We start from the raw sequence: 25626 nt of genomic DNA on the forward strand, positions 1-25626 counted from the left end.
GTAAGAACTAAAACTGACTGAGGCAACTTTCAAAAGTTTCATTTTGAATACATATTAACTCGGCATAAAGTCTCTCTTCTCTATAAATATCGGGTAATGTTTGTCCTTTATAAATGTTTAAATGTGAAAATTTTTTTAATATCTTGTCAAAACCGACATAATTATATGTCTTTTAGTTCATTTTTAGAGAGTGACAAAAGAAACAGGAGACGTAAAAAACGCCTCCTTTTCATTTATTTTACAAATAATGATTTTAACGCCATTTGCAGCTGTAAATCATTTTTTTCGTCAGATTTCTGTTCATTCATCAGCTGATTCATTTTTTCCGCTGTCTTTTTATCAATGACCGCTGTTTTATCAAGTTTGTACCGGTCTTGAAACGCCAGAACGGCTTTTTTCATTGTTTTGCTGAAATAGCCGTCTGCTCTGCCCGGGTCGAAGCCTAGGCCTTTCAGCAGGATTTGGGCGTGCTTGACATCCGCGCTGTTCATATCAGGCTGAAGCGGCTGTTTCAGCTGAAGCGGTCCCGCTGCAAAATAATCCGGCTGGCTCACAGCGATTGTCGGAGCAATGCCTTTTTTGTGAATCCAATTGCCTTTCGGTGTCAGCCATTTGTAAAGCGTCAATTTAATGTTGCTCCCGTCTCCCATAGGCACGGCCTGCTGAACCGTTCCTTTACCGAAAGAAGTGTCACCGACAACGTCATAATGTCCCGCTTCTTTTAACGCACCCGCAAGAATTTCTGAAGCGGAGGCGCTTCCTTTATCCGTGATGACATTGACGGGATACGGCTTCTTATGTTTCAAGGTTGAGAAATATTGTTTTTTATCGCCGTTACGCTCCGCAATTTGGATATACGGCATGTCTTTTGTGATGAAATGCTTTAAAATTTGTTCGACGCTTTGAAGATAGCCGCCGGGATTCCCTCTTACATCAAGGACGAGACCGTCAATCCCTTGTTTTTCAAGCTTTTTCAGCGCCGCGGCGAAGTCCTGGGCGGTATGCTCGGAAAATGTCGATATGCCGATGTAGCCGACATGATGACCGCCTGATTCTTTGCGGGAAGCAAATACGGTTTCAAGCGGGATTTCCGCTCTTTTAATCCGGAATGACAGCTGTTTATCAGTACCCGGACGCTGTATTTTAATAGAAACCTTCGATCCTTTTTTTCCTCTGATTTTCAGCACGGCTTCGTTTAAACCTTTCCCGTTCATTGACTCACCGTTTATGCTGATGATTTCATCATTCGGCTTGAGTCCCGCTTTTTCCGCCGGAGATTGCTTAAACGGTGATACGATAATGATTTTATTGTCCTCCATACCGACTTCAGCGCCGATCCCTTCGAAAGAAGAATCAAGAGAATCGGAAAACTGCTTAGCGGTCTGCTTGTCCATATAAACTGAATAAGGATCGTTTAATGTAGACAGCATCCCCTGAATCGCTCCTTCAAGAAGCTTTTCTTTATCTACATTTTCCACGTATTCGTTCGAGATCAGCTCATATGCTTTTTCGATTTTTTCCATTGCCCGGCTTCTTTCTGCGTCTGTTGAATTCGGCTGTGCCGCCCCGGCAATATGAGCTCCGCCGCACATGATGCTGACGGCCGCTATCACTGCGATCATTTTCTGCTTCATCGTTTACCTCCTCTTAGTCCTTTTACGAAAACCTGGAGATAGTATGTGTAAATTGCAAAGAATTCATGTAACGGCAACAAAAAAATGAAAACGCGAGATTGTTACATATATATGGGTAACGTATAATATTTTGTATGCAATTCATTAAATATACAGGAGAATGCGATATGAAAATAAAATTATCGATTTTATCCGCGGCGGTTCTGGTCGCAGGCATTACCGCCTTTGTCTGGCAAAAAACAGAGGCCAATGAAAAAATGCAGACGGACGCCTTGTATGTTTCTCCCGCAGGCAGCGACCAAAATGAAGGAACGAAAGAAAAGCCGTTCCGCACATTAAAACATGCGGCTGAAAAGGCAGAGGCCGGGACAACCGTATTGATTCGGGAAGGGACGTACGATGAAACGTTTGAAGTAAAGCACAGCGGCACGGCCGAAAAGCCGATTACATTTCGGAACTATCAGAATGAGCATGTCGCCATCAGCGGCAAATCTGCGCCAAAAAGCGATTCTGAAACTCCGTTAATTCAAATCCGCAATAAACAGTACATTACCATTCACGGCGTTACGCTTGAGAATCTCTCCGTATCATCAGAAGATGCGACGGCCATGGGGATCTGCGTCACCGGGTCGAGCAGTCATATCAACATTGACGGCAACCATATCCGAAACATTAAAACCACGGCTGATGAGGGAAATGCACACGGCATCGCGTTTTACGGCACAGGCGCCATGAAGGATGTCAGCATCACAAATAATACGGTTGAAAAATTGACGCTCGGCGCAAGCGAAGCGGTCGTGCTGAACGGGAATGTTGACGGATTTAAGATTGCCGGCAATACCATCCGGAACAATAACAATATCGGGATTGACGTGATCGGATACGAAGGAACGTCCAAGCAAAACGACTATGCGCGAAACGGCGTCATTGAAAACAATACGGTGAGCCATAACTCTTCTTACGGAAACCCCGCTTACGGAGATGAATACTCAGCGGGCGGTATTTACGTTGACGGCGCAGAACATGTGGACATTAAGAATAACACCGTTTACAACAATGACCTCGGCATTGAAGCCACCTCTGAGCATAAAGGGAAATACGCACGAGATATCCGGATTACGGATAACAAGGTGTACGGCAATGCTTACACCGGTATTTCAATCGGAGGCTATGACACGAAACGCGGCGGCACCATCAATTCGGTGATCGCTCATAACATTATGTATCGAAATGACACGAAGGACCTTGACGGCGGCCAGCTGCTGCTGCAGTACGGCACAAAAGGGAACACGATCGAAAAAAACATCATGACGGCAAGCGGTTCACGGATTTTTATCGCAAATGATTATACGAAAAACGAAGGCAATACCGTTAATCATAACGTCTATCACAAAGAAGCGGGAAAAGACGGCATTTGGAATTGGAAGAACAGAGAATATGATTCATTCACAGCGTACCAAAAAGGAACGGCAAACGATTCGGATTCCATTTATGCGGACCCGATGTACCGTGACGAAGCGTCTTATGACTTTACATTAAAGCCCGGATCACCGGCCCTGCCCGTCATTCAGTAACGAAACCATTAAAAAAAGCCAGTCTATATCAGACTGGCTTTTGTATTTATACACGAAGGAATTTCCGGATGGAAGTCAGACTTCCCCATACTCCGATAACCGCGCCGATCAGAATGAGCACAAGTGATACTTGGAACACAAACGGACTGTACGGCAGAAGTGAAACAAATGATCCCTGAACTTTCGGGGCCACCCAAGCGACCATCGACTGGTACGTACTCAGCACGAGAGCGATCGGTATGATAGAACCGAATACCCCCAGCAGCAGCCCTTCCAGGAAGAACGGCCAGCGGATAAACCAGTTTGTCGCGCCGACAAGCTTCATGATTTCAATCTCTTTTCTTCTGGCGAAAATCGTGATTTTAATCGTATTTGAAATTAAGAACATCGCCGTGAACAGAAGGCCGATGATTAACGCAATCCCGATGTTGCGTGACACCCCGACGATCTTAAACAGACGGCTGACTTCTTCTTTCCCGTATGTCACTTTATACACATGATCCAGCTTCTCAATTTTTTTCGCGACTTTCGGCGTATCATGCGGATCTGTCGTTTTGACGATAAACGCATTGTTCAGCGGGTTTTCCTGATCTTGCATTTTCATGGCCTTTCCGCTGTCGCCGAAGCTTTTGACCAATTGATCAAGCTCTTTATCTTTAGATGAAAACTCTACGCTCTGGATTCCCGAGATGTCTTTAATCTCATTCTGCAGCGTATCCTGCGTTTTCTTATTCGACGTCAGATCGATTAATACTTTAATTTCCACTTCTTTTTCAGCATTTTTAGCCATGTTGTTTAAATTCAGCATAATGACTAAAAACACGCCGACCAAAATCAATGTAACGGTAACGGCACTGATGGATGCAAATGTCATCCATGTGTTTCTTCCGAGAGATTTAAAACTCTCACGCAAATGGCGCCCGAGAATTTTAATCATAAGAACCATACTCCCCTCTTGACTCATCACGCACAATAATTCCGTCTTCGATCGCGATGACCCGTTTCTTCATGGTGTTTACTATTTCTTTATTGTGTGTCGCCATCACGACGGTCGTTCCGCGGTTGTTAATCTCTTCCAGCGTCTTCATGACTTCCCATGATGTTACCGGGTCAAGGTTGCCCGTCGGTTCGTCAGCTATCACGACATCAGGATTGTTGACGATGGATCTTGCGATGGAAACACGCTGCTGTTCTCCTCCGGAAAGCTGGTCGGGAAACTGCCGCGCTTTATGCTTCAGCTGCACAAGATCGAGCACTTCGAGCACGCGTTTTTTAATGACTGACTGCTGTTCTCCGATAACCTCAAGTGCAAACGCGACGTTTTCAAATACCGTCAATTTCGGAAGAAGTTTGAAATCTTGGAAAACAACACCTATTTTACGCCGCACGAAAGGAATCTCTTTTTCTTTCACAGACGCGAGATCTTTATGATTAATCAATATTTGCCCTTTTGTCGGTTTTTCTTCTCTGTAAATCATTTTAATAAAAGTAGATTTACCGGCTCCGCTCGGTCCTACGACATATACAAATTCTCCGGGATGAATCATGACTGACAGCCCGTTAATCGCTTTTACACCGTTCGGATAGGATTTATATACTTCTTTCATCTCTATCATGAAATCACCTAATCTTTTAATTATGTCTTGCAGCCATAGAGTTCGCAAACGTACAGCGGTTTATGGCCGATTTACCAGGAAACAGATGAAAAATCTGAAAGTTCCTTTTCCTCAGTACACTTCATTATACGTCAAATTTAGACATATTACTATTACAGTTTCTTTTCATTCCCAGGCCGTGAAAAAACCTTGCCCCTATAACAGGCAAGGTTTTTCTGTTATTTTTTCTGTGACAGCCATTTTGCGATCTCAGCGGCTTCCTTATCATTTACAAGATGGCTCGGCATATTGCCGCGTCCGTTTTTAATGATGCTTTCAATTTTAGCTTCATCATACTTCCCGCCGACTTCCTGTAAATTCGGACCTCCGCCGCCTTCTAAGTCTTTTCCGTGGCAGCCGATACAGCTTTGCTGATAAAGCTCTTCTCCTGCTGACGCAGATGCTTTTGACCCGCCTGAGCTGTCAGAGCTTTCTTTTTTCGATTCATTGGAACCGCCGCATGCCGCCAGCAGGACGGACATGGTCAGAACCAGCGCCAGCAGCGCCCATTTTGATTTCATATGTAAGATGCACCCCTTCGCTATTATAACCCCGTTTACGCGCGTTTGAAACCCTCGCCGAGCACCTCGCTTGCGTCTGCGACAATGACAAAGGCTGACTCGTCAATCTGTTTGACGATTTGTTTCAGTTTTGTGAATTCGGTCTGGCCGACGACACACATTAAGATCGGCCGGTCATGTTCCGTATACCCGCCGACTGCGGAAATCTTCGTCACACCCCTGTCGATTTCTTTAAACACAGCCGATCTGACGGCTTCTTCATGCTGCGTAATGATTAAAGCCATTTTGGAGCGGTTGAACCCGACCTGCACGACATCAATCGTTTTGCTTGAAATAAATACCCCGAGCATCGCATACAGTCCCTGCTCCACTCCGAAAACGAGCATCGCGCTCAGCACAATTAATCCGTCCATGATGGCAAGGCACGTTCCCAGCGACAGCCCCGTGTATTTGTGAATGATCTGCCCCGCCAGAGCCGTTCCCCCCGTGGAGCCTTTGCCGAGATACACGATGCCGATTCCCGTTCCGATCCCGACGCCTCCGAAAATCGCCGCCAGCAGTTCATGGGTCGTCGCGGCAGGCAGATCTCTTGTTAAATAGACGGCGAGCGGCAGAACAATGGAACCGACCAGTGTCTTCATTCCGAACTTCCCGCCGAGAATGATCACTCCGGCGATAAACAAAGGGATGTTAATAATCCACTGCACGTAAGCCGGTTCAAAACCAAACGTTTCTAAAATGGTGCTGATCCCGCTTACTCCCCCCGCTGCTATACGGTTCGGCAGCAAAAATACGTTAAACACGACCCCCGTAATCGCCGCGCCGATCATGATGTATATATAATCTTTGATCAGACGGAGCGGCTTATTGTGATTCACATCCATGCAAAATCCTCCGTTCTCCGATTTTCTCTCGATAGCATTTTAAGTCTTCCCGGCTTAGAAGTAAATAACAGCCAAATACCGTATTAATTTGCTAAAGCGCTGTTGTGAAAAATGGAAAAAGAGAACGGATAAAAAAACACACCTTGCCAAAGGCAGGTGTGTTCCCGGATTACGACAGTTTAGAACGTAAATAGGCGTCAATGAAGATATCGATATCTCCGTCCATAACCGCCTGCACGTTCCCCATTTCGGTATTGGTACGGTGATCTTTCACCATGGAGTACGGATGGAAGACGTACGAGCGGATTTGGCTGCCCCAGCCGATTTCTTTCTGTTCGCCGCGGATTTCGTCAAGCTCCGCCTGCTGTTCTTCAATTCTGCGCTGATACAGCTTCGCTTTGAGCATTTTCATCGCCCGGTCGCGGTTTTTGATTTGTGAACGTTCCGTCTGGCACGTGACGACTACATTTGTCGGCAGGTGGGTGATCCGAACGGCTGAATCAGTCGTATTGACGTGCTGTCCGCCGGCACCGCTCGCCCGGTACGTATCAACTTTAATATCTTCGGTACGAATATCAATGTCGATTTCTTCATTAAATTCAGGCATGACTTCACATGACACGAATGACGTGTGGCGGCGGCCTGATGAATCAAATGGAGAAATCCGCACAAGACGGTGTACGCCTTTTTCCGCTTTTAAATAGCCGTATGCATTGTGGCCTTTAATAAGCAGTGTGACAGACTTAATTCCTGCTTCATCTCCCGGGAGATAATCAAGCGTTTCAACTTTGAAGCCGCGTCTTTCCGCCCAGCGGGTATACATTCTGAGCAGCATGGAACCCCAGTCCTGAGATTCCGTACCGCCGGCTCCCGGATGAAGTTCTAAAATCGCGTTGTTTTTGTCATATGGTTCACTGAGCAGCAGCTGAAGCTCAAATTCATTCAATTCCTTCGTTAATGACTTCAGCTCTTTCTCAAGCTCTTGCTGAAGGTCCTGGTCAGGTTCTTCTTTTAAAAGATCATGTGTCATTTGCAGCTCTTCGTGAGACTCGCTCAGCTGATGATAGGAATTCACGTATTCCTTCAGACCGTTCGCTTCGTTGATGACGGTTTGGGCCTTCTGCTGGTCATTCCAGAACTCCGGTTCCGCCATCTTTTCATCTAATTCTGCAATGCGGGCTTCCTTTGATTCGAGGTCAAAGAGACCCCCTGAAGTCCGCTAAACGAGAAGCCATATTTTCGAGCTCTGCCCTGATTTCTGATAATTCCATTCCATTCACCTCATTAAAAGATCCGGGGCGCCATAAGACGCAGACCCGGTCATGTTCGCTTCATACAGTCGAGACTATTCTGTCCGGCCGCAGCAATTTTTATATTTTTTTCCGCTTCCGCAATGGCAAGGCGCGTTGCGTCCGATATCTACGACTTTGCGCACCGGCGCTTTTTTCGCTTGTTTGGCCTCATCGCCGTCCTGCGGCTGATGAGCCGTCGTTTGGCCCTGAACAACTTCTTCGCGTTCCAGATTGCTTTCAATCTCGGCCTTCATGACGAATTTCGCAACTTCGTCCTCAATGGACTCAATCATGTGCTCAAACATTGCGAAACCTTCCATCTGATATTCACGCAGCGGATTTGTCTGCGCATAAGCGCGGAGGTGAATCCCTTGACGCAGCTGATCCATCGCATCAATATGATCCATCCATTTTGAATCAACGGCACGCAATACGATGACTTTTTCAAATTCACGCATCTGCTCTGTACCGAAATTCTCTTCTTTTTCATTATATTTTGTCATGATGCGATCCATGATCATCTCATGCATTTCATCCGGTTCTTTTCCGAAGATATCGCTCTTTTCAAGCGCGCCTTCATCAAGATATGTTGAATTCACCAGCTCCACGAGGCCGTCAAGATTCCATTCTTCCGGAAGCTCCTCTTTCGGCGTATAAGCGGCAATCGCACGCTCCAGAGAAGACTTGATCATGCCTTCCACAATGTCACGCAGGTTTTCAGAGCCAATGACTTCAAAACGCTGCTTGTAAATGACTTCGCGCTGCTGACGGAGCACGTCGTCATATTGAAGAAGCTGTTTACGTGAATCGAAGTTGTTTCCTTCGACACGTTTTTGAGATGATTCCACGGCGCGTGACACCATTTTGCTCTGAATCGGCGTGGAGTCATCCATACCGAACCGGTCAAGCATCGCCATCGTCCGTTCAGCTCCGAAACGGCGCATCAATTCATCTTCCATTGAAAGATAAAATTGTGTGATGCCCGGGTCTCCCTGACGTCCTGAACGTCCGCGGAGCTGATTGTCAATCCGGCGGGATTCGTGGCGTTCCGTACCGACGACTGCGAGACCGCCAAGCTCTTTTACGCCTTCGCCGAGTTTAATGTCGGTTCCGCGTCCCGCCATGTTGGTCGCAATCGTGACAGCGCCTTTTTGTCCCGCTTCTTCAATAATCTGAGCTTCACGCTCATGGTTTTTGGCATTCAGCACCTGATGCGGAATCCCTTTGTTTTTCAGAAGTTTAGAAATCAATTCAGACGTTTCAACGGCAACCGTACCGACAAGAACCGGCTGTCCGGTCATGTAGCGCTGGGCGACATCCTCCGCCACCGCCTTGAATTTCCCTTCCATTGAGCGGTAGATCAAGTCCGGACGGTCGTCACGGATGACCGGCTGGTTGGTCGGGATGGATACAACCTGCATGTTATAAATATTGCGGAATTCTTCCTCTTCCGTTTTTGCGGTACCGGTCATACCGGCCAGCTTTTCGTACATACGGAAATAGTTTTGGAACGTAATCGTCGCCAATGTCATGCTTTCATTTTGAATCTCCAGGCCTTCTTTCGCCTCAATCGCCTGGTGAAGACCTTCGCTGTAGCGGCGTCCTTTCATCAGACGGCCGGTGAAGGAATCAACGATGACGACCTGGCCGTCCTCAACAACATAATCCACGTCTTTCTGCATCGCCGCATGGGCTTTTAAAGCCTGGTTGATATGGTGGTTCAAGGCCACGTTTTTGACATCAAACAGGTTGTCGATGCCGAACGTTTTTTCAGCCTTCGTCATTCCTTCTTCCGTCAGCTGAACGCCCTTCGTTTTGACGTCATACGTATAATCCTGATCTTTCTTGAGTGTGCGGACAAACGCATTTGCCTGCACGTACAGTTTTGTGGACTTCTGAGCTTGTCCGGAAATAATCAACGGCGTTCTCGCTTCATCGACTAAAATTGAATCGACTTCATCAATAACGGCAAAATGAAGCGGGCGCTGTACCATCTGTTCTTTATAGAGCACCATGTTGTCACGCAAATAATCAAAGCCGAGTTCATTGTTCGTTGAATACGTGATATCGGCTGCGTAAGCTTCGCGTTTTTCGTCTTTTGACATCGAATTCAGGTTCAGGCCGACTGTAAGCCCGAGAAACGCAAAAATTTCTCCCATTTGCTGGGCATCACGGCTCGCCAGATATTCGTTGACCGTTACGACGTGAACGCCTTTTCCCGTCAAGGCATTTAAATACACGGGAAGCGTGGACGTCAGCGTTTTCCCTTCCCCTGTTTTCATTTCGGAGATGTTCCCCTCATGAAGGGCGATGCCCCCCATCAGCTGCACTTTAAACGGGAACATGCCGGTTACGCGGCGGGAAGCTTCACGAACGACGGCAAACGCTTCGACAAGAAGGTCATCCGTCGTTTCTCCTTTTTCAAGCCGCTCTTTAAATTCTGCCGTTTTATGTTTAAGCGCCTCGTCAGAGAGATTTTCATAATCTCCTCTTACGGCATCAATGTCATTTGCTATTTTTTCGTATTTGTTCAGCGCACGTTTGGTCGGATCAAACATTTTATTTAAAATCCCAAGCATCTATAACGCTCCTCTATGTTCACATGCAGATTTTGCATGGAATAAATGATAATTTTCTGTCCATGTATACCTCTCATTATCATAACATACCTTTTGCCATTTCCAAAGAATTTGCAGATAAAGATAGAGAAAAACCTTCCGCGCGTTCACGGAAGGCTGGATGGGTTTATTCAGTCGGTTCAATTAATCCGTATTTGCCGTCATTTCTGCGGTAAACGACGTTTGTGAGATTCGTCTCCGCGTTGGTGAATACGAAGAAATTATGTCCGAGCATATTCATTTGGAGAATCGCTTCTTCATTATCCATCGGTTTTAAATTAAAACGCTTTTGACGGACAATTTCCGGGCTGTCATCTTCAATTTCGTCCTGAACCGCTACGCCCGTATCAGCAACGCTGCCGTTCTCGAAATAATGTTTCGGAAGACCTTGGTCGCGGAATTTTCGGTTGACTTTTGTTTTGTGCTTTCGGATTTGACGTTCCAGCTTGTTTGTTGCGAGATCAATTGCATTGTACATATCCTCGTTATGCACTTCGGAACGAAGCGCCAGATCAGTCATCGGAATGGTGACTTCAACTTTGGATTCCTTATCGTTATAGAATTTTAAGTTGACGTTCACATCGGCATTGACGCTCTGCTCGAAATATCGCTCCAGCTTGCCGATTTTTCTCTCCACATGATCCTTTAACGCAGGTGTAACCTCAATGTTTTCTCCTCTGATATTGTAGTTCATCAAAGAACGCCTCCCTTTATCTAAGGATATGTAACTATTTCTCTTTTACCCCTTCTGATCCCTGCTGAAACGTTAAAATAATGTGTAAATTCGGTGAACGATGACGAATGGTGTCGGTTTTATCCCGCAGCTTCCGGCAGGATTATAAGTATATGCGGAAGACGCAGGCAAAAGACCTGCCGCTTGCAGCAGGTCTAGTGAAGAACATACGGTTTGATGCAGTCGTGCGTCTGCTCCATCCATAGCTTATAATGCGGCAGAAAGATGGTTTTTAAAAACTCCTGAAAAGGGGCGGACGGGAAATCATAATCATTTAACATGCTGAAATCCTGAAAGATCTCGTCAAATGAGCGGATCGCCGTCTCCACGCATCGGCACTCAACGATAGACAGCAGAAGCGCATGAGAGGAATCGAGATGAAAAAAAGCCTGAATCAAATCGTTGTAAATCCGCTCGCCCTCCGTCTTAAAAAAATCATCCTGCGTGTCCAACAGGTAGCAAAGCCCCTCATCAATCGTAAAAAGAAGCTGGTAATAGGCTGACACCAAATGGTAATCGTTCAAACTTCTCAAAACACTCACCTATTTGCGTTTGTCGTAAAAACGGCCGTCACTTGTCGTTTGATGATACGGATTGAAATACGTATTATGGTAGATTCGTTTTTTCTTAAGCGTTTTTATTTCATTTCGGATACCATCCTGAATCCGTTTCACTTCGCCGGTAATCAGACGGTCCATCGCGGCCACCTGCTGAAGCAGCGTTTTTTCCTCTTCGGAAAAAGGCGGCTTTATGCCCGCAAGCATCTCCTCCCTTTTCTCCGTAAATGCCGTAACGCTGCTGATGAGACCGTCGCTTTCCGGGGCGTCCTTCAGTGCGGCGTACATGTTCTTCGTTTCGTTATACAAAGAAAAGACATTGCTGTTCATCAGGCAAGGCCGCCCGCGCCGTGGCTGTTTTTCCGTTCACTCTGCATGGCCTGCTTCCACGTATCGCGAAATTCAGTCACGAGTTTTTCCGCTTCATCTAAAAATTCTCCGTTATTCTGCACGTTCGCGTCGATCAGACGGCGGCGGATGTAATCATAGATGGATGACATCTGCTCGGAAATCTCAATCTCCCGATTTAACGTGAGGCTGAGCTCTTGAATGATGTTTTGCGCCTTTACGATATTTTCATTTTTGGCTTCAAGGTTGTTTTGCTTCATCGCCTGCCTTGCCAGCTTAATGAATCGCAGGCAGCCGTTATAAAGCATAAGGGTCAGCTCTTCCGGAGCGGCTGTAAAGACGGATGTCTGCTGATAAGCAGCAAAAGGATTATTTAATGCCATTTTTATAAAACCTCCAAGGTTATGATGTTGAAGATCCTAACATTGACGTGAGATACGAAGATTGGCTGTTCAATTTCTCCAATGCCGTATCCAGTGCGCTGAACTTTTTATAATATCTCGATTCGATGTCATCCAGCTTTGTTTTCATATTGGAAATATTTGTTTCTATTTCATTCAAACTTTTTCCGATGGCAAAGCTGGATGATACCGAGCTTTCCGTACCCGCCTGTTTTGAAATTTGAGTCTGCATTTTGTTTAATGTGTCTTTTAATCTCCGGGCAATCCCCTGCTCCTCCGGGTTTTTGATAGTCTTACCGGTTGAGCTGTCTGTAATCGTACTTGTACTGTCTGCATTAAACAGCTTAGCCACGAGAGAGGGGTTCTCGGTAATTTTCTGTTTCAGTTTCGCTTCGTCTTTAATGACAAGCTTTCCAAACTTTCCTTGATCATTAAAACTAGACGTCTCTATACCGAAATCGGCAAGCTGATATTTTTTTCCGTCAATCGTAACCGTTGAGTACAGATCAAGCCGCATCTCAGCCAAACCGTTCTGCAGCGTGCTGTCGCTCCGTAATAACCCGCTTTTAGCCTTTGCCTCCCACTGCTCAATCTGCTTATCGGTCATCGCTTCTCTTTGTTCATCAGTTAGCGGCTTATAATCGCGGTATTTTGATTCTGTTACCTTCTCGTTTGCACTTTTAATTAACGTATTGTATTTATCAACGAAATCTTTAATGTTGTCAAAAATGCCGTCCGTATCAGTCGTGCTGTTAATCGTAACCGTTTTATTGCTGTCCGTCACGCTGTTCAGCGTGTATTTGATGCCGTTTATCGTAAAGTTATTTGACGTTTTTGTCATTTCAAGCCCGTTGAACGTAAACTTCGCGTTTTTCCCTTCGGCATTGGCCGTCAGTTCATTTGTTGCATCATCAACGGCAAAACCGAGCTGATCTTTCAGAAAGCTTTTGGTTGCGTCATCACCTGCGGCAAGGGTAAATCCTTCCCCCGTTTTATTGGAAGTGAACGCAATCGTATCCACATAATCCGTGCCGTTGGAAATTTTCTCTTTTAAAGCCGTCACTCCGAGACCCGAGCTGTTCAGTTTGGAAATGACATCGTCAATCGTATCGGTTGCGGCGATCGTGACGTTTACCTCAGTCGGCTTCGTTTCACCCGGATTTGTGACATTGAATTTCAATGTTTGGATCTGACCTGAAGTGAAATTGATGGCGCCTGATGATTTATATGTCGTCGGCGTGGCCAGCTGCTGTACAGACATACTCGTTGAAATATTCTGCTCAGCACTGACGGCCGCCGCGCTGACACTAGAATCCGAACTTGTTACTGTTTTTTTATTCCAGTTTGTGGACATCAGCATATTATTAAATGTCGTAGAATACATGTCGGCAATCTGGGTATTCACTTCCCGATAAGCATCGCGCTTCCATTCAAGCGTCTGCTTTTGCTGGTTTAATTTATTAAGCGGCTGCTTTTCGGCATCCATCATTTTTTTCACCAGAGAATCTACATCAAGACCGGAATTAAGGCCTGTGATTCTTGTGACCATATGTACCCTCTCCTTTTCGGCGTTTAGTCGTAGACGGCTCTATGACAACAGTGAGTTTCCGACTGTTTATCATATCACAGCTCCATAAATGTATGATCTTATTCTTATATCGGTCATATTAAAAGGTTTTCAATAATTTAACTGCAAAATATAATGTTTCATTTTGTCAATAGGGTTCTTTGGCTTGCTGAAGGGGGAGATAGCTGAAGAAATAAAAAAAGACCCTGGAGAACCAGGATCTTTCCGTCATTAACCTTTCAGCAATTGAAGAACTTGCTGAGGCTGTTGGTTAGCTTGCGCAAGCATAGCTTGAGAAGCCTGAGTAAGGATGTTGTTTTTCGTGTACTCCATCATCTCAGAAGCCATGTCTACGTCACGGATACGTGATTCAGCAGAAGTCAGGTTCTCAGAAGAAGTACCAAGGTTGTTGATTGTGTGCTCTAAACGGTTTTGAACCGCACCAAGTTTAGCGCGCTCGCTTGAAACTGTGTCGATAGCTGTTTTGATTGTTGTAAGAGCAGTAGATGCTGCATCTGCGGAAGTAGAGATATCAATTCCTGCAGTAGCAGTCCCAACAGCAAGACTTTCAGAATCCATTTTATTAATTGAAAGTTTCATAGTTTGACCTTCATTGGCACCGATTTGGAAAGTCAGGTCAGTTGCTGTACCATCAAGTAATTTCTTTGTGTTGAATTCTGTGTCTGTAGAAATTCTAGTTACTTCAGAAGAAAGCTGATCCATTTCTTTTTGTAACTCAGCACGGTCAGAAGTAGTGTTCGTGTCGTTAGCCGCTTGTGTAGCAAGCTCGCTCATACGCTGAAGAATGCTGTGAGTTTCGTTCAATGCACCCTCAGCCGTTTGGATAAGAGAGATTCCGTCTTGAGCGTTTTTAGACGCCATGTCTAAACCGCGGATTTGAGAACGCATTTTTTCAGAGATCGCAAGACCCGCAGCGTCATCACCAGCGCGGTTGATGCGAAGACCTGAAGATAATTTTTCCATGTTTTTTGCAGCAGAGTTTGAACCTGCATTCAGCTGACGGCTAGTGTTAAGAGCCGCGATATTGTGGTTGATTCTCATTTTGTATTTCCTCCCTGAATTGTTTTTCGCACGTCCTTGTGCATTTGCGCAGCGTCATTCTGAAGAAAATTTTTCCTCTCATTGGCTACAATATATATATCGGACGGCCGCTTCCATTGTTTATATTGAAAATAAAAAAATCCTCACTTTTTTTGTGAGGATAAGTTAAGTAATAAATCAGTATTAAAAGATACAGCTCTGTTGTTCTCTTCCAGGATCGACAAGTAGATTTCTTTCCTGTGAATATCTACGTGCTGAGGCGCTTCAATTCCCAGCTTCACTTGTTCTCCTTCGATGGCGATCACCTTTATTTCAATATCCGGCCCGATCTGAATGGACTCATTCACTTTTCTTGAGAGAACTAGCATGATCCTCCTCCTATCAGATGTTTTGTTTCATAGGAAGCATCATGTAAAATGATTTGTTTCGCCTTCATTTCCTTTTTATTGACGATAATCGGCGCTTTTAAATTGGCGGTCGTGTTTTCAAAAGGCTCTTCCAGCGTTAAAATCGCCATCACTTCGACGTCCTCTGTATCTTCAATATGCAAAAGTTCAAGCGTCGCATGGTCAATGTCAAATTCGTACCCTTTAAAGAAAATAAACGGACTGGCGACAATAAAGGCGATGTGCTCCTGTTTCACAGACTGCAGCGCCAAAAACGGTGAATCCTCCGACAAAGGAAGAACAACAAATTGAGTCTCGTCATTAAATCCCGGCAGGCCGTTTTCAAATGAGATAATCTGCCCTTCGTCTATTCTGATTTCTCCGTGATATTTTGTTTTAATTATCATGCTTCACAATCCTTTACCACTTTCATCTTTTATTCTGCGTTGCCATCGTCAACCGAAATCGTCACCTTAGGGTCTTGCATCATATCAATCTGAACTTTCCCCGGCGTATAATTCCATACAGGTTTATTGACGGCTGCTTCAATTGAAGGTTTGCGGGCTTCAATATCAATCGTAAGCTTTGAAGGAATGCAGTCAATGTCGACGAGAAACTGCGCAGGCAGAAAGTCGCTGAATTCGCCGAATGGATCGGGCGGTCTGACATCTGCTGCCTGCCGGGCCATCACATTGCCCGTTTTCTTTTCGATAGCCGCCATTTCCTTCCCTTCCCTGACTGTTTTTGCAATAAACTCGCTGCAGGCTTCCGCACCTTTCTGGGCGGCTTCAGCGTTCAGCTTTTCAAATGATTTGAGATTCAAGTTCTCCCAAGCCCTCGTCTGGTCAATCGTCAGTTTGGCCGGCGTGCTTTCTATGTTCAGCTCTGCCGGCGGCTGCTCGATTTCCAAGTCAGCGGGCGGCTGTTCCATCTCGATTTCTTCCTTTTGAAAGGTTATACCGATTTTAGCAGGCACACTGTCAATAATCAATCTCGGCATCTGCACAGAGACCCCTCCTGTTTATAATATTTTAGTAAAAAAAGCGATCTCCCTGTTGTGAGTCGCTTTTTTTATATATTGAAGACGATCAGTTTTATTATTTCAGGAAGTCGATCAGTGACGGCTGAATGATATTCGCATTCACTGACAGCGCTGCTCTATGGACCGTCTGCTGAGATAAATAATCAACAATCACATCTTCCATTTCTACATCTTCATTATCCGACAATACTTTTTCAGCGGTTGCCGCTTGTGATTCCAATCTTGTCTGAATGAGTTCCAACCGATTTGTGCGTGCGCCGATATTGGATTTTTCAGCATTCATTTTATCAGTAAAACCGTCAATATCTGACAGAATTTGATCTGAATCTGCTTCGGACAGCGTGCCTTTGCTTAAAGAAGCTTCTAGGGAGTTTAGAAATTCAAAAACATTATCTCCATTTTGTGCGACGCCTCCGAAAGCTGAGTTTGGATCAGAATTCACTTTCAGCACTGCTCCGTTCGAGATGTTGATGTTAACATCCGAAGCACCGGTATAATTCTCATAGTTGTACGTATATGTGCCGTCGGCATTTTCAGTGATCGGCGGGACATCTGAATTTGTTCCGTTAAACAGATAACGTCCGTTTACCTGAGTATTCGCGACAGAAACGAGCTGCTTTTTCAGCTGGCCGATTTCTGTACCGATTGCTTTCAATTCTGTTTCACCGTTCGAATCACTTTTCGCCTGAACCATCAAGTCCCGGATTTTCCCCATAATATCCGTTTCCGAGTTTACGCTTGATTCCGAGTTTTCCAGCCATGTAAAGCCTTGCGAAACATTCCGCTGATACTGGTTTACCTGCGCAAGCTGAGTACGGTACTGCATTCCCTTCATTGCAACGACCGGATCATCAGAAGCTTTTGTGATTTTTTTCCCCGTAGACACTTGCTGCTGAAGCCGATCGAGCTTGTCATAACTTGAGCCGATAAATCGAAGAGAATTTTTTGCGATCATCCCTTGAGTTACTCTCATTTACTTATCTCCTATCTTCCTCCGGTGCCCATACCGTTAATAATTTTATCGAATATTTCATCCTGCATCGTTATGATCCGCGCAGCCGCATTATAAGCGTGCTGAAACTGAATCATATTTGTCATTTCTTCATCTAAAGACACTGCACTGATTGATTGTCTCCGTTCATCGGCTGAAAGGGTGTTGCTTTCAGAGTTGTTCATAAGATTGGCCGCTTTTTGTGAATTAACGCCCAGCTTTCCGATAAGGGATTCATAAAAGTCATTAATTGTAGTGGTTTCACCGTTAATAGTCAGCTTGCTGTTCTGTACAGCTGCAAGATTTGTCGCGTTTGTGCCGTCACTTTTTTCTCCGTTTAACGACGCTGCGATATTATCAGTAGACGCAAGAATTTTGTCACTGACTTTTATTTTCGCTGCCGCACCTTTTGCAGGCACCGCTTCACCACCGCTGAAATCAAAAAATGCTGCGCCCTGTTCGCCTGTATAGGTCTTCCCTTTTTCATGAACTGCATTAAACGCGTAAGCAAAGGATAGCGCCATATTGTCAAGAGCCGTCAGCATTTCAGGATAAAGACCTTTTTCTTCTCCGTTTGACATATAGCCGTATGATTCAATAAGACCTAAAAGTGAGCCTTTACCGGTAAATGCATCCGCATTGACCGTACTGCTGCCGACTGACACACTCGACACGAGACCGCTGTCCTTGTCGTAGTTGATTTTCATTTCTGAAACTGTTTTTGTGTTACCGTCGAGCAGCGTACCGAGAGAATTGTTGTTCCCGTTCAGCAATTCGACGTTAACCGTGCCCTCAGCAGTCGCCAAGGCATGTCCGCCCGACTTATTATATGAAACTTTAATATTTGCCATAGAAGATAATTGATCAATCAATCTGTCTCTTTGGTCATACAAATCATTAGGGAGCATACCGCTCGGCTCAACTGCCGCTATTTGATTGTTAAGGTCATTCAGCTGATTGAGAATGGAATTGACCTGATCCGCTGTGTTATCCAGGTTCTTTTTAATATCACCCTGAATGTTAGTCAAAGAGGTAGATATATAGTTAAAACTTTCGGCAAGAGATTTCCCCTGCTCCTGCAAAACTGAGCGCGCTCCCGTATTTTCCGGATTCGTCGCCAGATCCTGAAGGGCATTCCAAAACGAACTGAGCGATCCGTTTAATCCGTTATCGTCAAGCTCTTTCATGACGCCTTCCATTTGCGACAATGAATTGGAACGGGCTGTATAGTACCCTAATTTTGTATTTTCAGTTCTGTACTGATAGTCTAAAAAACTGTCTCTGACGCGCTCAACTGAACCGGCTTTAACCCCTGTTCCGATTTGCCCGGCCGTCAGATCACTGTTTTTTGATACTGCGGGATAAGGGCTCGTCGATTGTAATGTGACGCGCTGCCTCGTATATCCTTCTGTATTTGCATTTGCAACGTTATTTGAAACTGTGCTCAATGCAGTCTGCTGCGCACTCAATGCACGCCTTGCTGTTTCGAGCCCCATAAAAGTCGATGGCATTGAAAATCCTCCGTTCTAAGCTTTTGAATCGAATAATGTCAAACGGCTGACAGGCTTGCGCGCCGCTTGCGGCTCTTTATAATTCATATTCTCTTTTTCACCCGGCATGATCATATCAAATGCCCCGGAGATGAATTGTAAAGCCTGAATCGTGAGCTGTTTGTTCATCTCATTCACTTCTTTCAGACGGTCAAGAAGCGCAGACAAAGAGTGAAATAACCCTTCAAGCTCCTGTTTTTCACTGCCTGAAGTTCTGGAGATGCATGCAGCAATTGTATTGTCCTCACCGCGGCTGAGAAACTGAGAAGTTAACCTGATTCGTTCTTCCTCAGTCTGCTCGATTGCCTGAATATACTTTTGCTCTTTGGTCAATATGTTGGAGAGCTCTTTTGTTTTACCTGCTTTCAGCGCTTCCGTTTTCTCCTCAGACAGCGTGAGCAGATGTTCATGCAGTGCGCAAAGTCGCTTCAGTTGGTCAATAATTGGCTTTGCTGACATTGGCTTTCTCCTTTTTATTGCTTTTTATAGAAATTCACTATGTTTTCAGCGATGCTGTTTGAATCTATTTTATATGTTCCGCTCTCTATATCCGCTTTAAGCTGAGCGATTTTTTCCTGACGTGTTTTAGTGACCGCATCTGACGCATTTTGAAGCTCTTTTGCATGAGAAGAAATTTCCACTTTGTCCTTCGGCTTTGCAGCCTCTTTTTGTACGGCTTGCTTTTCGTAATTTTTTTGGTATGGATTAACGGATTGTGTTCCGTACTGATTGATTTTCATAGGATTCCTCTCGCTTTCTGTTCGCAGTCTAATTCTTTTATCGACTGCGTTATCAGTTAGTTTAGGGAATCAGGTGTTTTTGGTATTATAGGCATAGTATGTGTCTTTTGCACTGTTTTTTTCTTCGAATTCAGCGGCTGTTTTTTGGTTCATATGGTCTAATTGCGACTCAATATCTGTCTGACAGGACTTGCAAAATTTCCCCGTCCTGATTGGATTTCCGCACCTTTCGCAAGGATATGCCAAATTTGGAAGCTGGCTGATCTGAATCCTTTTTTGTTTGATAAACTTGAGGATCAGCTCTTCATCCACACCTGTTTCCTCAGTGATCTGCTGCATCGTCGACTGTCTGTTGATCTGCTTTCTCAAAAATTTATAGACGGTTTCAAATGCTTTTTCTTCTTCTTTAATACACGCCTGGCACACGGTCTGCAGGTTCGTTTTAAAAAATAAAGCATTGCATTTTGGACAATTCGCCAATTCACCCATCGTATTAACTCCTATTCCTTCTTTAATCTGCCTTATATTTCTATCAATTATATCGGCAGAAAAAAAGAATGATTTAGCTCCTGATTAAAGTAAAAGAGGCGACCGATGACGCTTTGCCCGCTGTCAGCAGGACTTCGGCGGCTTGGTGAAGTGTGGCGCCCGTCGTATAAATATCGTCTATTAAAATGACGTTCATACCTTCGGCGGAGTTTTCGGCTGCTGAAAACTTTTTTTCTGCAGACAGCCTGTCTGTTTTGCTCTTTTTGGATTGTTTTTCGTTGTTCAGTCGGATGAGGGGGGAAATGACGGGCATTCCGAGCAGAGAGGCCAGCAGCTCGGATTGATTGAATCCGCGTTCCGCCAGCCGTTCGCCGCTCAGCGGAATAGGGATGAGAGTATGTGTATTTGATGGATATGCCGCTTTAAAGCCGGCAGCAAAGTCACGTTCAAATGCTTGAATGATTTTCGCATCACCCCTGAATTTAAACCGGGCCAATGAGTCCTTCATCGCATCATTATACAAATATACCGAACGGTTTTGCCGCAGCAAAAAGCGCTTTTCCGTTTTTGATTCCCGGGCCGCACAATCAGCGCATTTTTCATTTGACTCCTGAGGCCTCCCGCATATACTGCATACGGGGCCTTCAATTTTTTCGAATTGGCTGCTGCATATGCTGCATACCTCTTGCTCGGGCGCCAGAGAAAACAGAGATCTCCAAGTCAATGAACTTGTAATTGGTGAGTCACACAATAAACAATTCAGAGATATTACGCTCCTTCCCGAGTTTCACAGAACTCGCTTGGATTAACCGAAACAATCGCCGCTGATTCAGCCAGAATGACAAGCAGCGCTGTATTTTTCTGTTTATCAACTATCTCTGCTTTTGCATAAGCAACTTTCTTTTTATCTGTAACATATGCCGGTTCAGCCCGGTTTAGTGAAAGTGCCAGTACATCATTTTTGCATACCCGGCATGTGCATTTCATATGAAGCTTAGGCATATGGCGGTCGAGAAGTTCCTTTAATATGATTTCTTTAGAATTGACAAGCATGCTGACAGCTCCTCATAGGAAAGTATGAGTATACTGTATCACGTTTTCTGAAATTAACTAGTCCAACAATTTACTTTTTTGTGCCAATTTGTTCATATGTTCAATATGTTTTTTTGCTTTTTTCATTCCGTTTGTAATTCCGAAATGAAACATGACGACATCACCGCTGAAATGTTTATAATGCCTTCCCGTTCTGCCCGCGATCTGTACGAGCGCGCTCTCAGTAAAGATAGGTGCTTCTGCGCCGAGGACACATGTCTGAACTTTGGGCACGGTAACCCCTCTTTCTAAAATCGTAGTCGTTACCAGCAGGTCAAGCCGGCCGTTTCTGAACCGTTTCACTTTATCCTTTCTGAATGTGTCTTCCGCATGTACGCCTTCTGTCCGTATGTTTAATTTCTGAAAATAATCCGTTGTCTTTTTCAAAACGTGTACAGACGGAACAAATAAGAAAACCGGCAGCTGTAATTGAAGTTTTTGGCAAACCCAATCCGTTACAGAGCGCGGCAGTTTTCCTTTCTGAAGCTTCTTCTTCCAATTGCCGCACCACAAAAAACGCGGCTCCGGGAGGGGTTTCCGATGATATCTGGCCGGTATGCGGACGCTTTTCAGCAAACCGGCTTCAGCCTTCTTTTTTAATGTGTCTGAAGGAGTTGCCGTTACATAAACAAGGGCGCTGTTTTTCTTCCTCGCTTTATCAACAGCGAATCTTAATGTCTCATCGGCTGAAAAAGGAAACGCATCTACTTCATCTATTATCATGACATCAAAAATGTCTCGGTAGCGCATCAGCTGGTGAGCGGTTGAAATCATCAGCGGAGTCAGACGGCCTTTGTCCTCGCTGCCGCCGTACAAAGCAGAAACTTCGATTTTCTCAAATGCTTTTTTCAGTCTCGGCAGCAGTTCAAGTACGACATCTGTACGCGGAGTCGCGACACAGACGCGCAAACCGTGATTCAGCGCAAACTCGATACCCGGAAACAGCATCTCTGTTTTCCCCGATCCGCAAACCGCCCATACTAAAAGCTCTTGTCTCTCTTTTATCGCATCTGTAAGCGCGGCGGCCGCCTGCTTCTGCCCGTCTGTCAGTGTTCCTTCCCAAGAAAGCTTTACAGGCTCCCAGCTGTTTTCAGGGGCTTGATTCCAAGAATATAATGATGTCTGTTCATCAGCCCTTCCCATCATGACACAGGCACGGCAATAGGTAATCTGCCTTTTGGCAGAGGGCGCCCAAAATGCCGCAAAGCAGGCTTGATCAGACTGACCGCATCGTTGGCAGACGTAACGGTTTTTCCGGCGGATGATTGACGGCTCGGCCGTTATATACTCTTTTTCTATAAAACCGTTGATGCGCTGATCTGAAAACGGTATCTCAGATCTCAATAAATGCCGGCCGTAAAAGAAATCCCGCACCTCTAAAAATTCTGAAGCACCTTCGGACATCTCCCTGCCTCCTTTCTGCTCAAAGTATGCCTTGTCGGGAACCCACTTGTCGAATTGCCAAAATTAAAAAATAAAAAAATCTCCGCCCTTGAAAACGGAGATTTTCACTTAGTTTTTAAAGCACCAGCCGATTCCGATGGCACCTTCGCCCAAATGGGTTCCGATCACGGCACCGAAATAGCTGTTATAGAATTCGACATGAGGATACTTACCGCTTAACTCCTGTATAAGATCCGCCGCTTCTTCTTCCCTGTTTGCATGGATGACAGCGGCCCGCATCGGGATTCCTTTACTTGCATCTTCCCCAAACAGCTCAAAAATTCTCGAAATCGCTTTTTTGCGTGTCCGAATCTTCTCAAAAGGAACAATTACCTTATTGTCAAAATGAAGAATAGGCTTTACCTTTAACAGACCGCCGATAAAAGCCTGAGCACTGCTTAGACGCCCGCCCCGCTGGAGGTGTGATAAATCGTCCACCATAAAATACGCACGGACTGTTTTTTTCATTTCTTCCAGCTCTTTTATAATCTCTTCCGGTGAGTCAACACCGTCTTTAATGAGCTGTGCTGCCTTTAATGCATAAAAACCTTGTGCCAAACAGCTGATCTCTGAATCAAAGGGATAAACTTTAATATGATCAACCATAGTGTTTGCCGAGGCGGCGCTGTTATATGTTCCGCTGATTCCGCTGGACAAATGTATGCTTATGACTGCATCATATGTTTTGCCCAGTTCTTCGTACAATGCGATTAATTCACCGAAAGAAGGCTGAGACGTAGTCGGCAGCTCATCATGATTTTTTACTTCTTTATAAAAACTTCTCCAGTCGAGTTCTGTTTCTTCGCGGAATGTTTTTTCACCGAAAACCACTTGGAGAGGGATCATATGAATATGATGTTCTTCTCTCATCTCTTTCGGAATATATGCTGTACTGTCTGTTACAACTGCAATCTTCATCACTTTACCTGCCTTATTAAGTACTTAATAAGTATTTTAATAGATATGCAGCTGTAAAAAAAGACTTGCCATAACAGGCAAGTCTTCTCACACATGACTAACGCATCTCTACCCAGCCGTTTTTAATGGCCACGACAACGGCTTGTGTCCGGTCATTAACGTTCATTTTCTGCAAAATATTACTCACGTGATTTTTCACTGTTTTCTCACTGATAAACAATGATTCACCGATTCCGCGGTTGCTTTTTCCGTCTGCAAGCATTTGCAGCACTTCACATTCCCGTCTCGTTAATATATGTAATGGTCTCCGGATTTCCGGGTAAACCTCATGCTGAGGATGAGCAGAAACTCCGCTTGTCGCAAGACGGCGGAATTCGTTGACAAGATTGTGGGTTACTTTCGGGTGAAGGTAAGAACCGCCCTCGGCTACCACTTTCACTGCTTCGATTAAAGTATCTGCGTCCATCTCTTTCAGGAGATAGCCTCTTGCACCTGTTTTTAAAGCATGAGTCACATAATTTTCATCATCATGGATGGAGAGGATAATCACCTTAGATTCAGGGTACAGCTCAACAAGCTGTTTAGTAGCCTCTACACCATTTACATTCGGCATATTAATGTCCATTATGACAACATCGGGATGATAATGCTCGACGATTCGAGCCGCCTCATCTCCATCGTCACCTTCTGCTACCACTTCAAAGGTAGGTTCAAAATCCAATATTCTTTTTACACCCTCACGGAATAGTTGATGGTCGTCGATAATAACAATATTTACTTTAGTCACACGCTACGCCTCCTTATCCTATTGTTCTATATACGCCGCTGTTCGGTCAATATGTCTTTTGGCTCTATTTAACAAATTATAGGCCGAGAGATAACGGAACCTTAATCATGATAAATGTCCCAAGACCTATTTTAGAGTCTATCGTTATCGTTCCTTCAAGCAGATCTACTCTTTCTTTCATTCCCAGCAAGCCGAATGACTTGTTTTTCTTTTGTTTAGCATCCTTAATATCAAAGCCTTTTCCATTGTCCTTAATGATGAGAACGACAAAATCAGCGGTTATTTCCACTTTTACTGTAATTTCCTCTGATTCTGAATGCTTGAGTGCATTTGTGACGGCTTCCTGAGCGAGACGGAAAAGCGCCACTTCAAATTGCGGGGCAAGCCTTTGGTTCTCCGTGTCTCCGATGCACTGAAAATGTATTTTCACCTTTCCGTTATATTCTTCAGTTGTATAAAGATATTTTCTCAGTGTCGGAATCAGCCCGAGATCGTCCAATGCCATCGGTCTTAAATCATATATAATCCTTCTGACTTCGTAAAGGGCATTCCGCACATTCTGCCGTAGATTTCTGATTTCCTGAAATCCGTCCTCCGTGCCGCGGTCGCGGAAGATCCGTTCAATTAATTCCGATCTCATCATGACATTTGCCAGCATTTGCGCGGGACCGTCATGTATTTCTCTGGAAACTCTTTTTCTTTCTTCCTCTTGGGCTTCAATGATTCTTAAACCGAAATCTTGTTTAGCCTGCGCATCGGCAAGAAGAAGCCCTACTTGGCGAAGGTCTTGATTCAGGTAATTCAGAACGACGGTTATTTGGCTGACTAATGATTCTGACCGTTCAATGATTTCCTGAAGCCCCAAAAGCCGGCGTTCTAAATCATCTCTGCGCTCCCGCAGCTGCTTTTCACGCTGCTGGATCATCGTCAGTTCCACTTGAAGTTTGTGCGCCTTTTCATAGGCGTTGCGAATTTCTTCTTCGCTGAACTTATGGAAATTTCTGCTTACTTCAGACAAGCGGTTTCGTGCGTGCCGCGTATGAACTTCAAGTTTGTCGCCCAGCTCAATGACTTCGTACACCTGCTGTTTGATCTGTTTGAGTTCTTCAACCAGCTGCTCATATTGCTGGCGCGACTGCTCTCCGATTTGAAAAACCTCGTCCTTGCTCCCGTCCACGGTTTTCAGCATTTTCATAAGTATAGAATCCAAAACTTTGGAGTCCATCTTCGATTTATTCATCTGTCTCCCTCCGTAACGGTGTTGTTATGTATTTTTATTATAAATGTAATTGAACTGCAATTTATGTCGAATTATAATGAAAGAATGCGTATATTCTAGAAA

28 protein-coding genes are annotated in these 25626 nt (G+C 44.8%); 1 reads left to right on the forward strand and 27 read right to left on the reverse strand.

Annotated elements, in window-relative coordinates; genetic code table 11:
• Positions 1–233 precede the first annotated feature (233 nt).
• Positions 234–1592: a carboxy-terminal processing protease CtpB gene (ctpB, locus tag MY7_RS15065; protein ID WP_373418800.1), complete on the reverse strand. Its 1359-nt coding sequence runs from the start codon at positions 1590–1592 to the stop codon at positions 234–236.
• 209 nt (positions 1593–1801) lie between these two features.
• On the opposite strand from ctpB, the gene MY7_RS15070 reads away from it, so the two are divergent.
• Positions 1802–3208 (forward strand): right-handed parallel beta-helix repeat-containing protein, encoded by a 1407-nt coding sequence (locus MY7_RS15070; protein ID WP_029325805.1) that lies wholly within the window; start codon positions 1802–1804, stop codon positions 3206–3208.
• Positions 3209–3254: 46 nt separating this feature from the next.
• Here the strand turns inward: MY7_RS15070 and ftsX are convergent, their stop codons facing one another.
• From ftsX to degS, 26 genes are all read right to left on the reverse strand, one after another.
• A complete protein-coding gene (gene ftsX, locus MY7_RS15075) occupies positions 3255–4145 on the reverse strand; it encodes a permease-like cell division protein FtsX (RefSeq protein ID WP_007407464.1) in 891 nt (296 codons plus the stop codon).
• The gene (gene ftsE / locus MY7_RS15080; RefSeq protein ID WP_007407465.1) at positions 4138–4824 is read right to left on the reverse strand and encodes a cell division ATP-binding protein FtsE; all 687 of its coding nucleotides are present in this window, start codon (positions 4822–4824) and stop codon (positions 4138–4140) included. Before ftsE ends, ftsX begins: the two co-directional genes overlap by 8 nt.
• Positions 4825–5042: 218 nt before the next feature.
• Positions 5043–5384 (reverse strand): cytochrome c551, encoded by a 342-nt coding sequence (gene cccB, locus MY7_RS15085; protein ID WP_007614074.1) that lies wholly within the window; start codon positions 5382–5384, stop codon positions 5043–5045.
• 35 nt (positions 5385–5419) lie between these two features.
• Positions 5420–6268 carry a YitT family protein gene (locus MY7_RS15090; protein WP_007614078.1) on the reverse strand — a complete coding sequence of 283 codons (849 nt, stop codon included), beginning with the start codon at positions 6266–6268 and terminating at the stop codon, positions 5420–5422.
• A 169-nt stretch (positions 6269–6437) separates the two neighbouring features.
• Positions 6438–7539 (reverse strand): peptide chain release factor 2 gene (gene prfB, locus MY7_RS15095; RefSeq protein ID WP_096034905.1). Its coding sequence is split into 2 segments (ribosomal slippage): positions 6438–7466 and positions 7468–7539, totalling 1101 coding nucleotides; the frame shifts between segments, so codons are not numbered across the junction.
• Between the two features lie 74 nt (positions 7540–7613).
• A complete protein-coding gene (gene secA / locus MY7_RS15100; protein WP_007614081.1) occupies positions 7614–10139 on the reverse strand; it encodes a preprotein translocase subunit SecA in 2526 nt (841 codons plus the stop codon).
• Positions 10140–10305: 166 nt separating this feature from the next.
• On the reverse strand, positions 10306–10872 hold the full coding sequence (gene hpf / locus MY7_RS15105) for a ribosome hibernation-promoting factor, HPF/YfiA family (RefSeq protein ID WP_007614083.1): 567 nt from the start codon (positions 10870–10872) through the stop codon (positions 10306–10308).
• A gap of 194 nt (positions 10873–11066) precedes the next feature.
• A complete protein-coding gene (locus MY7_RS15110; protein ID WP_013353772.1) occupies positions 11067–11444 on the reverse strand; it encodes a hypothetical protein in 378 nt (125 codons plus the stop codon).
• Positions 11445–11453: 9 nt separating this feature from the next.
• Positions 11454–11798 carry a flagella biosynthesis regulatory protein FliT gene (gene fliT / locus MY7_RS15115; protein WP_007614086.1) on the reverse strand — a complete coding sequence of 115 codons (345 nt, stop codon included), beginning with the start codon at positions 11796–11798 and terminating at the stop codon, positions 11454–11456.
• Complete coding sequence (gene fliS, locus MY7_RS15120) at positions 11798–12199, reverse strand: flagellar export chaperone FliS (protein WP_007614088.1); 402 nt, start codon at positions 12197–12199, stop codon at positions 11798–11800. The genes fliT and fliS overlap by 1 nt, the downstream gene beginning before the upstream one ends.
• A 19-nt stretch (positions 12200–12218) precedes the next feature.
• Positions 12219–13766: a flagellar hook-associated protein 2 gene (locus MY7_RS15125; RefSeq protein WP_007614090.1), complete on the reverse strand. Its 1548-nt coding sequence runs from the start codon at positions 13764–13766 to the stop codon at positions 12219–12221.
• Positions 13767–14015: 249 nt separating this feature from the next.
• Entirely contained in the window at positions 14016–14846 is an 831-nt protein-coding gene (gene hag / locus MY7_RS15130) for a flagellin Hag (protein ID WP_007614094.1), read from the reverse strand.
• 143 nt (positions 14847–14989) lie between these two features.
• Entirely contained in the window at positions 14990–15214 is a 225-nt protein-coding gene (csrA, locus tag MY7_RS15135; protein ID WP_003151402.1) for a carbon storage regulator CsrA, read from the reverse strand.
• On the reverse strand, positions 15208–15639 hold the full coding sequence (gene fliW, locus MY7_RS15140) for a flagellar assembly protein FliW (RefSeq protein ID WP_007614098.1): 432 nt from the start codon (positions 15637–15639) through the stop codon (positions 15208–15210). Before fliW ends, csrA begins: the two co-directional genes overlap by 7 nt.
• A 29-nt stretch (positions 15640–15668) precedes the next feature.
• On the reverse strand, positions 15669–16238 hold the full coding sequence (locus MY7_RS15145) for a DUF6470 family protein (RefSeq protein WP_007407476.1): 570 nt from the start codon (positions 16236–16238) through the stop codon (positions 15669–15671).
• A 91-nt stretch (positions 16239–16329) separates the two neighbouring features.
• Positions 16330–17247 carry a flagellar hook-associated protein FlgL gene (gene flgL, locus MY7_RS15150; protein ID WP_007407477.1) on the reverse strand — a complete coding sequence of 306 codons (918 nt, stop codon included), beginning with the start codon at positions 17245–17247 and terminating at the stop codon, positions 16330–16332.
• Between the two features lie 11 nt (positions 17248–17258).
• The gene (gene flgK / locus MY7_RS15155) at positions 17259–18776 is read right to left on the reverse strand and encodes a flagellar hook-associated protein FlgK (protein ID WP_029325804.1); all 1518 of its coding nucleotides are present in this window, start codon (positions 18774–18776) and stop codon (positions 17259–17261) included.
• 15 nt (positions 18777–18791) lie between these two features.
• Entirely contained in the window at positions 18792–19274 is a 483-nt protein-coding gene (locus MY7_RS15160; RefSeq protein WP_007614101.1) for a flagellar protein FlgN, read from the reverse strand.
• Positions 19275–19288: 14 nt separating this feature from the next.
• Entirely contained in the window at positions 19289–19555 is a 267-nt protein-coding gene (gene flgM / locus MY7_RS15165; protein WP_003151393.1) for a flagellar biosynthesis anti-sigma factor FlgM, read from the reverse strand.
• A gap of 69 nt (positions 19556–19624) precedes the next feature.
• Positions 19625–20044 (reverse strand): TIGR03826 family flagellar region protein, encoded by a 420-nt coding sequence (locus MY7_RS15170; protein WP_007614102.1) that lies wholly within the window; start codon positions 20042–20044, stop codon positions 19625–19627.
• A 73-nt stretch (positions 20045–20117) separates the two neighbouring features.
• Entirely contained in the window at positions 20118–20807 is a 690-nt protein-coding gene (locus tag MY7_RS15175; protein ID WP_200866785.1) for a phosphoribosyltransferase family protein, read from the reverse strand.
• 5 nt (positions 20808–20812) lie between these two features.
• On the reverse strand, positions 20813–21097 hold the full coding sequence (locus MY7_RS15180) for a late competence development ComFB family protein (protein ID WP_003151389.1): 285 nt from the start codon (positions 21095–21097) through the stop codon (positions 20813–20815).
• 57 nt (positions 21098–21154) lie between these two features.
• On the reverse strand, positions 21155–22540 hold the full coding sequence (locus tag MY7_RS15185; protein WP_007614104.1) for a DEAD/DEAH box helicase: 1386 nt from the start codon (positions 22538–22540) through the stop codon (positions 21155–21157).
• A gap of 108 nt (positions 22541–22648) precedes the next feature.
• Positions 22649–23497, reverse strand: a complete 849-nt coding sequence (locus MY7_RS15190) for a DegV family protein (RefSeq protein WP_007614105.1) — start codon at positions 23495–23497, stop codon at positions 22649–22651.
• A 97-nt stretch (positions 23498–23594) separates the two neighbouring features.
• A complete protein-coding gene (gene degU / locus MY7_RS15195; RefSeq protein ID WP_003219701.1) occupies positions 23595–24284 on the reverse strand; it encodes a two-component system response regulator DegU in 690 nt (229 codons plus the stop codon).
• A 76-nt stretch (positions 24285–24360) separates the two neighbouring features.
• Entirely contained in the window at positions 24361–25524 is a 1164-nt protein-coding gene (gene degS, locus MY7_RS15200; RefSeq protein WP_007614106.1) for a two-component sensor histidine kinase DegS, read from the reverse strand.
• Positions 25525–25626 lie beyond the last annotated feature (102 nt).

This window comes from Bacillus sp. 5B6, assembly GCF_000259405.1.
Taxonomy (GTDB): domain Bacteria; phylum Bacillota; class Bacilli; order Bacillales; family Bacillaceae; genus Bacillus; species Bacillus velezensis.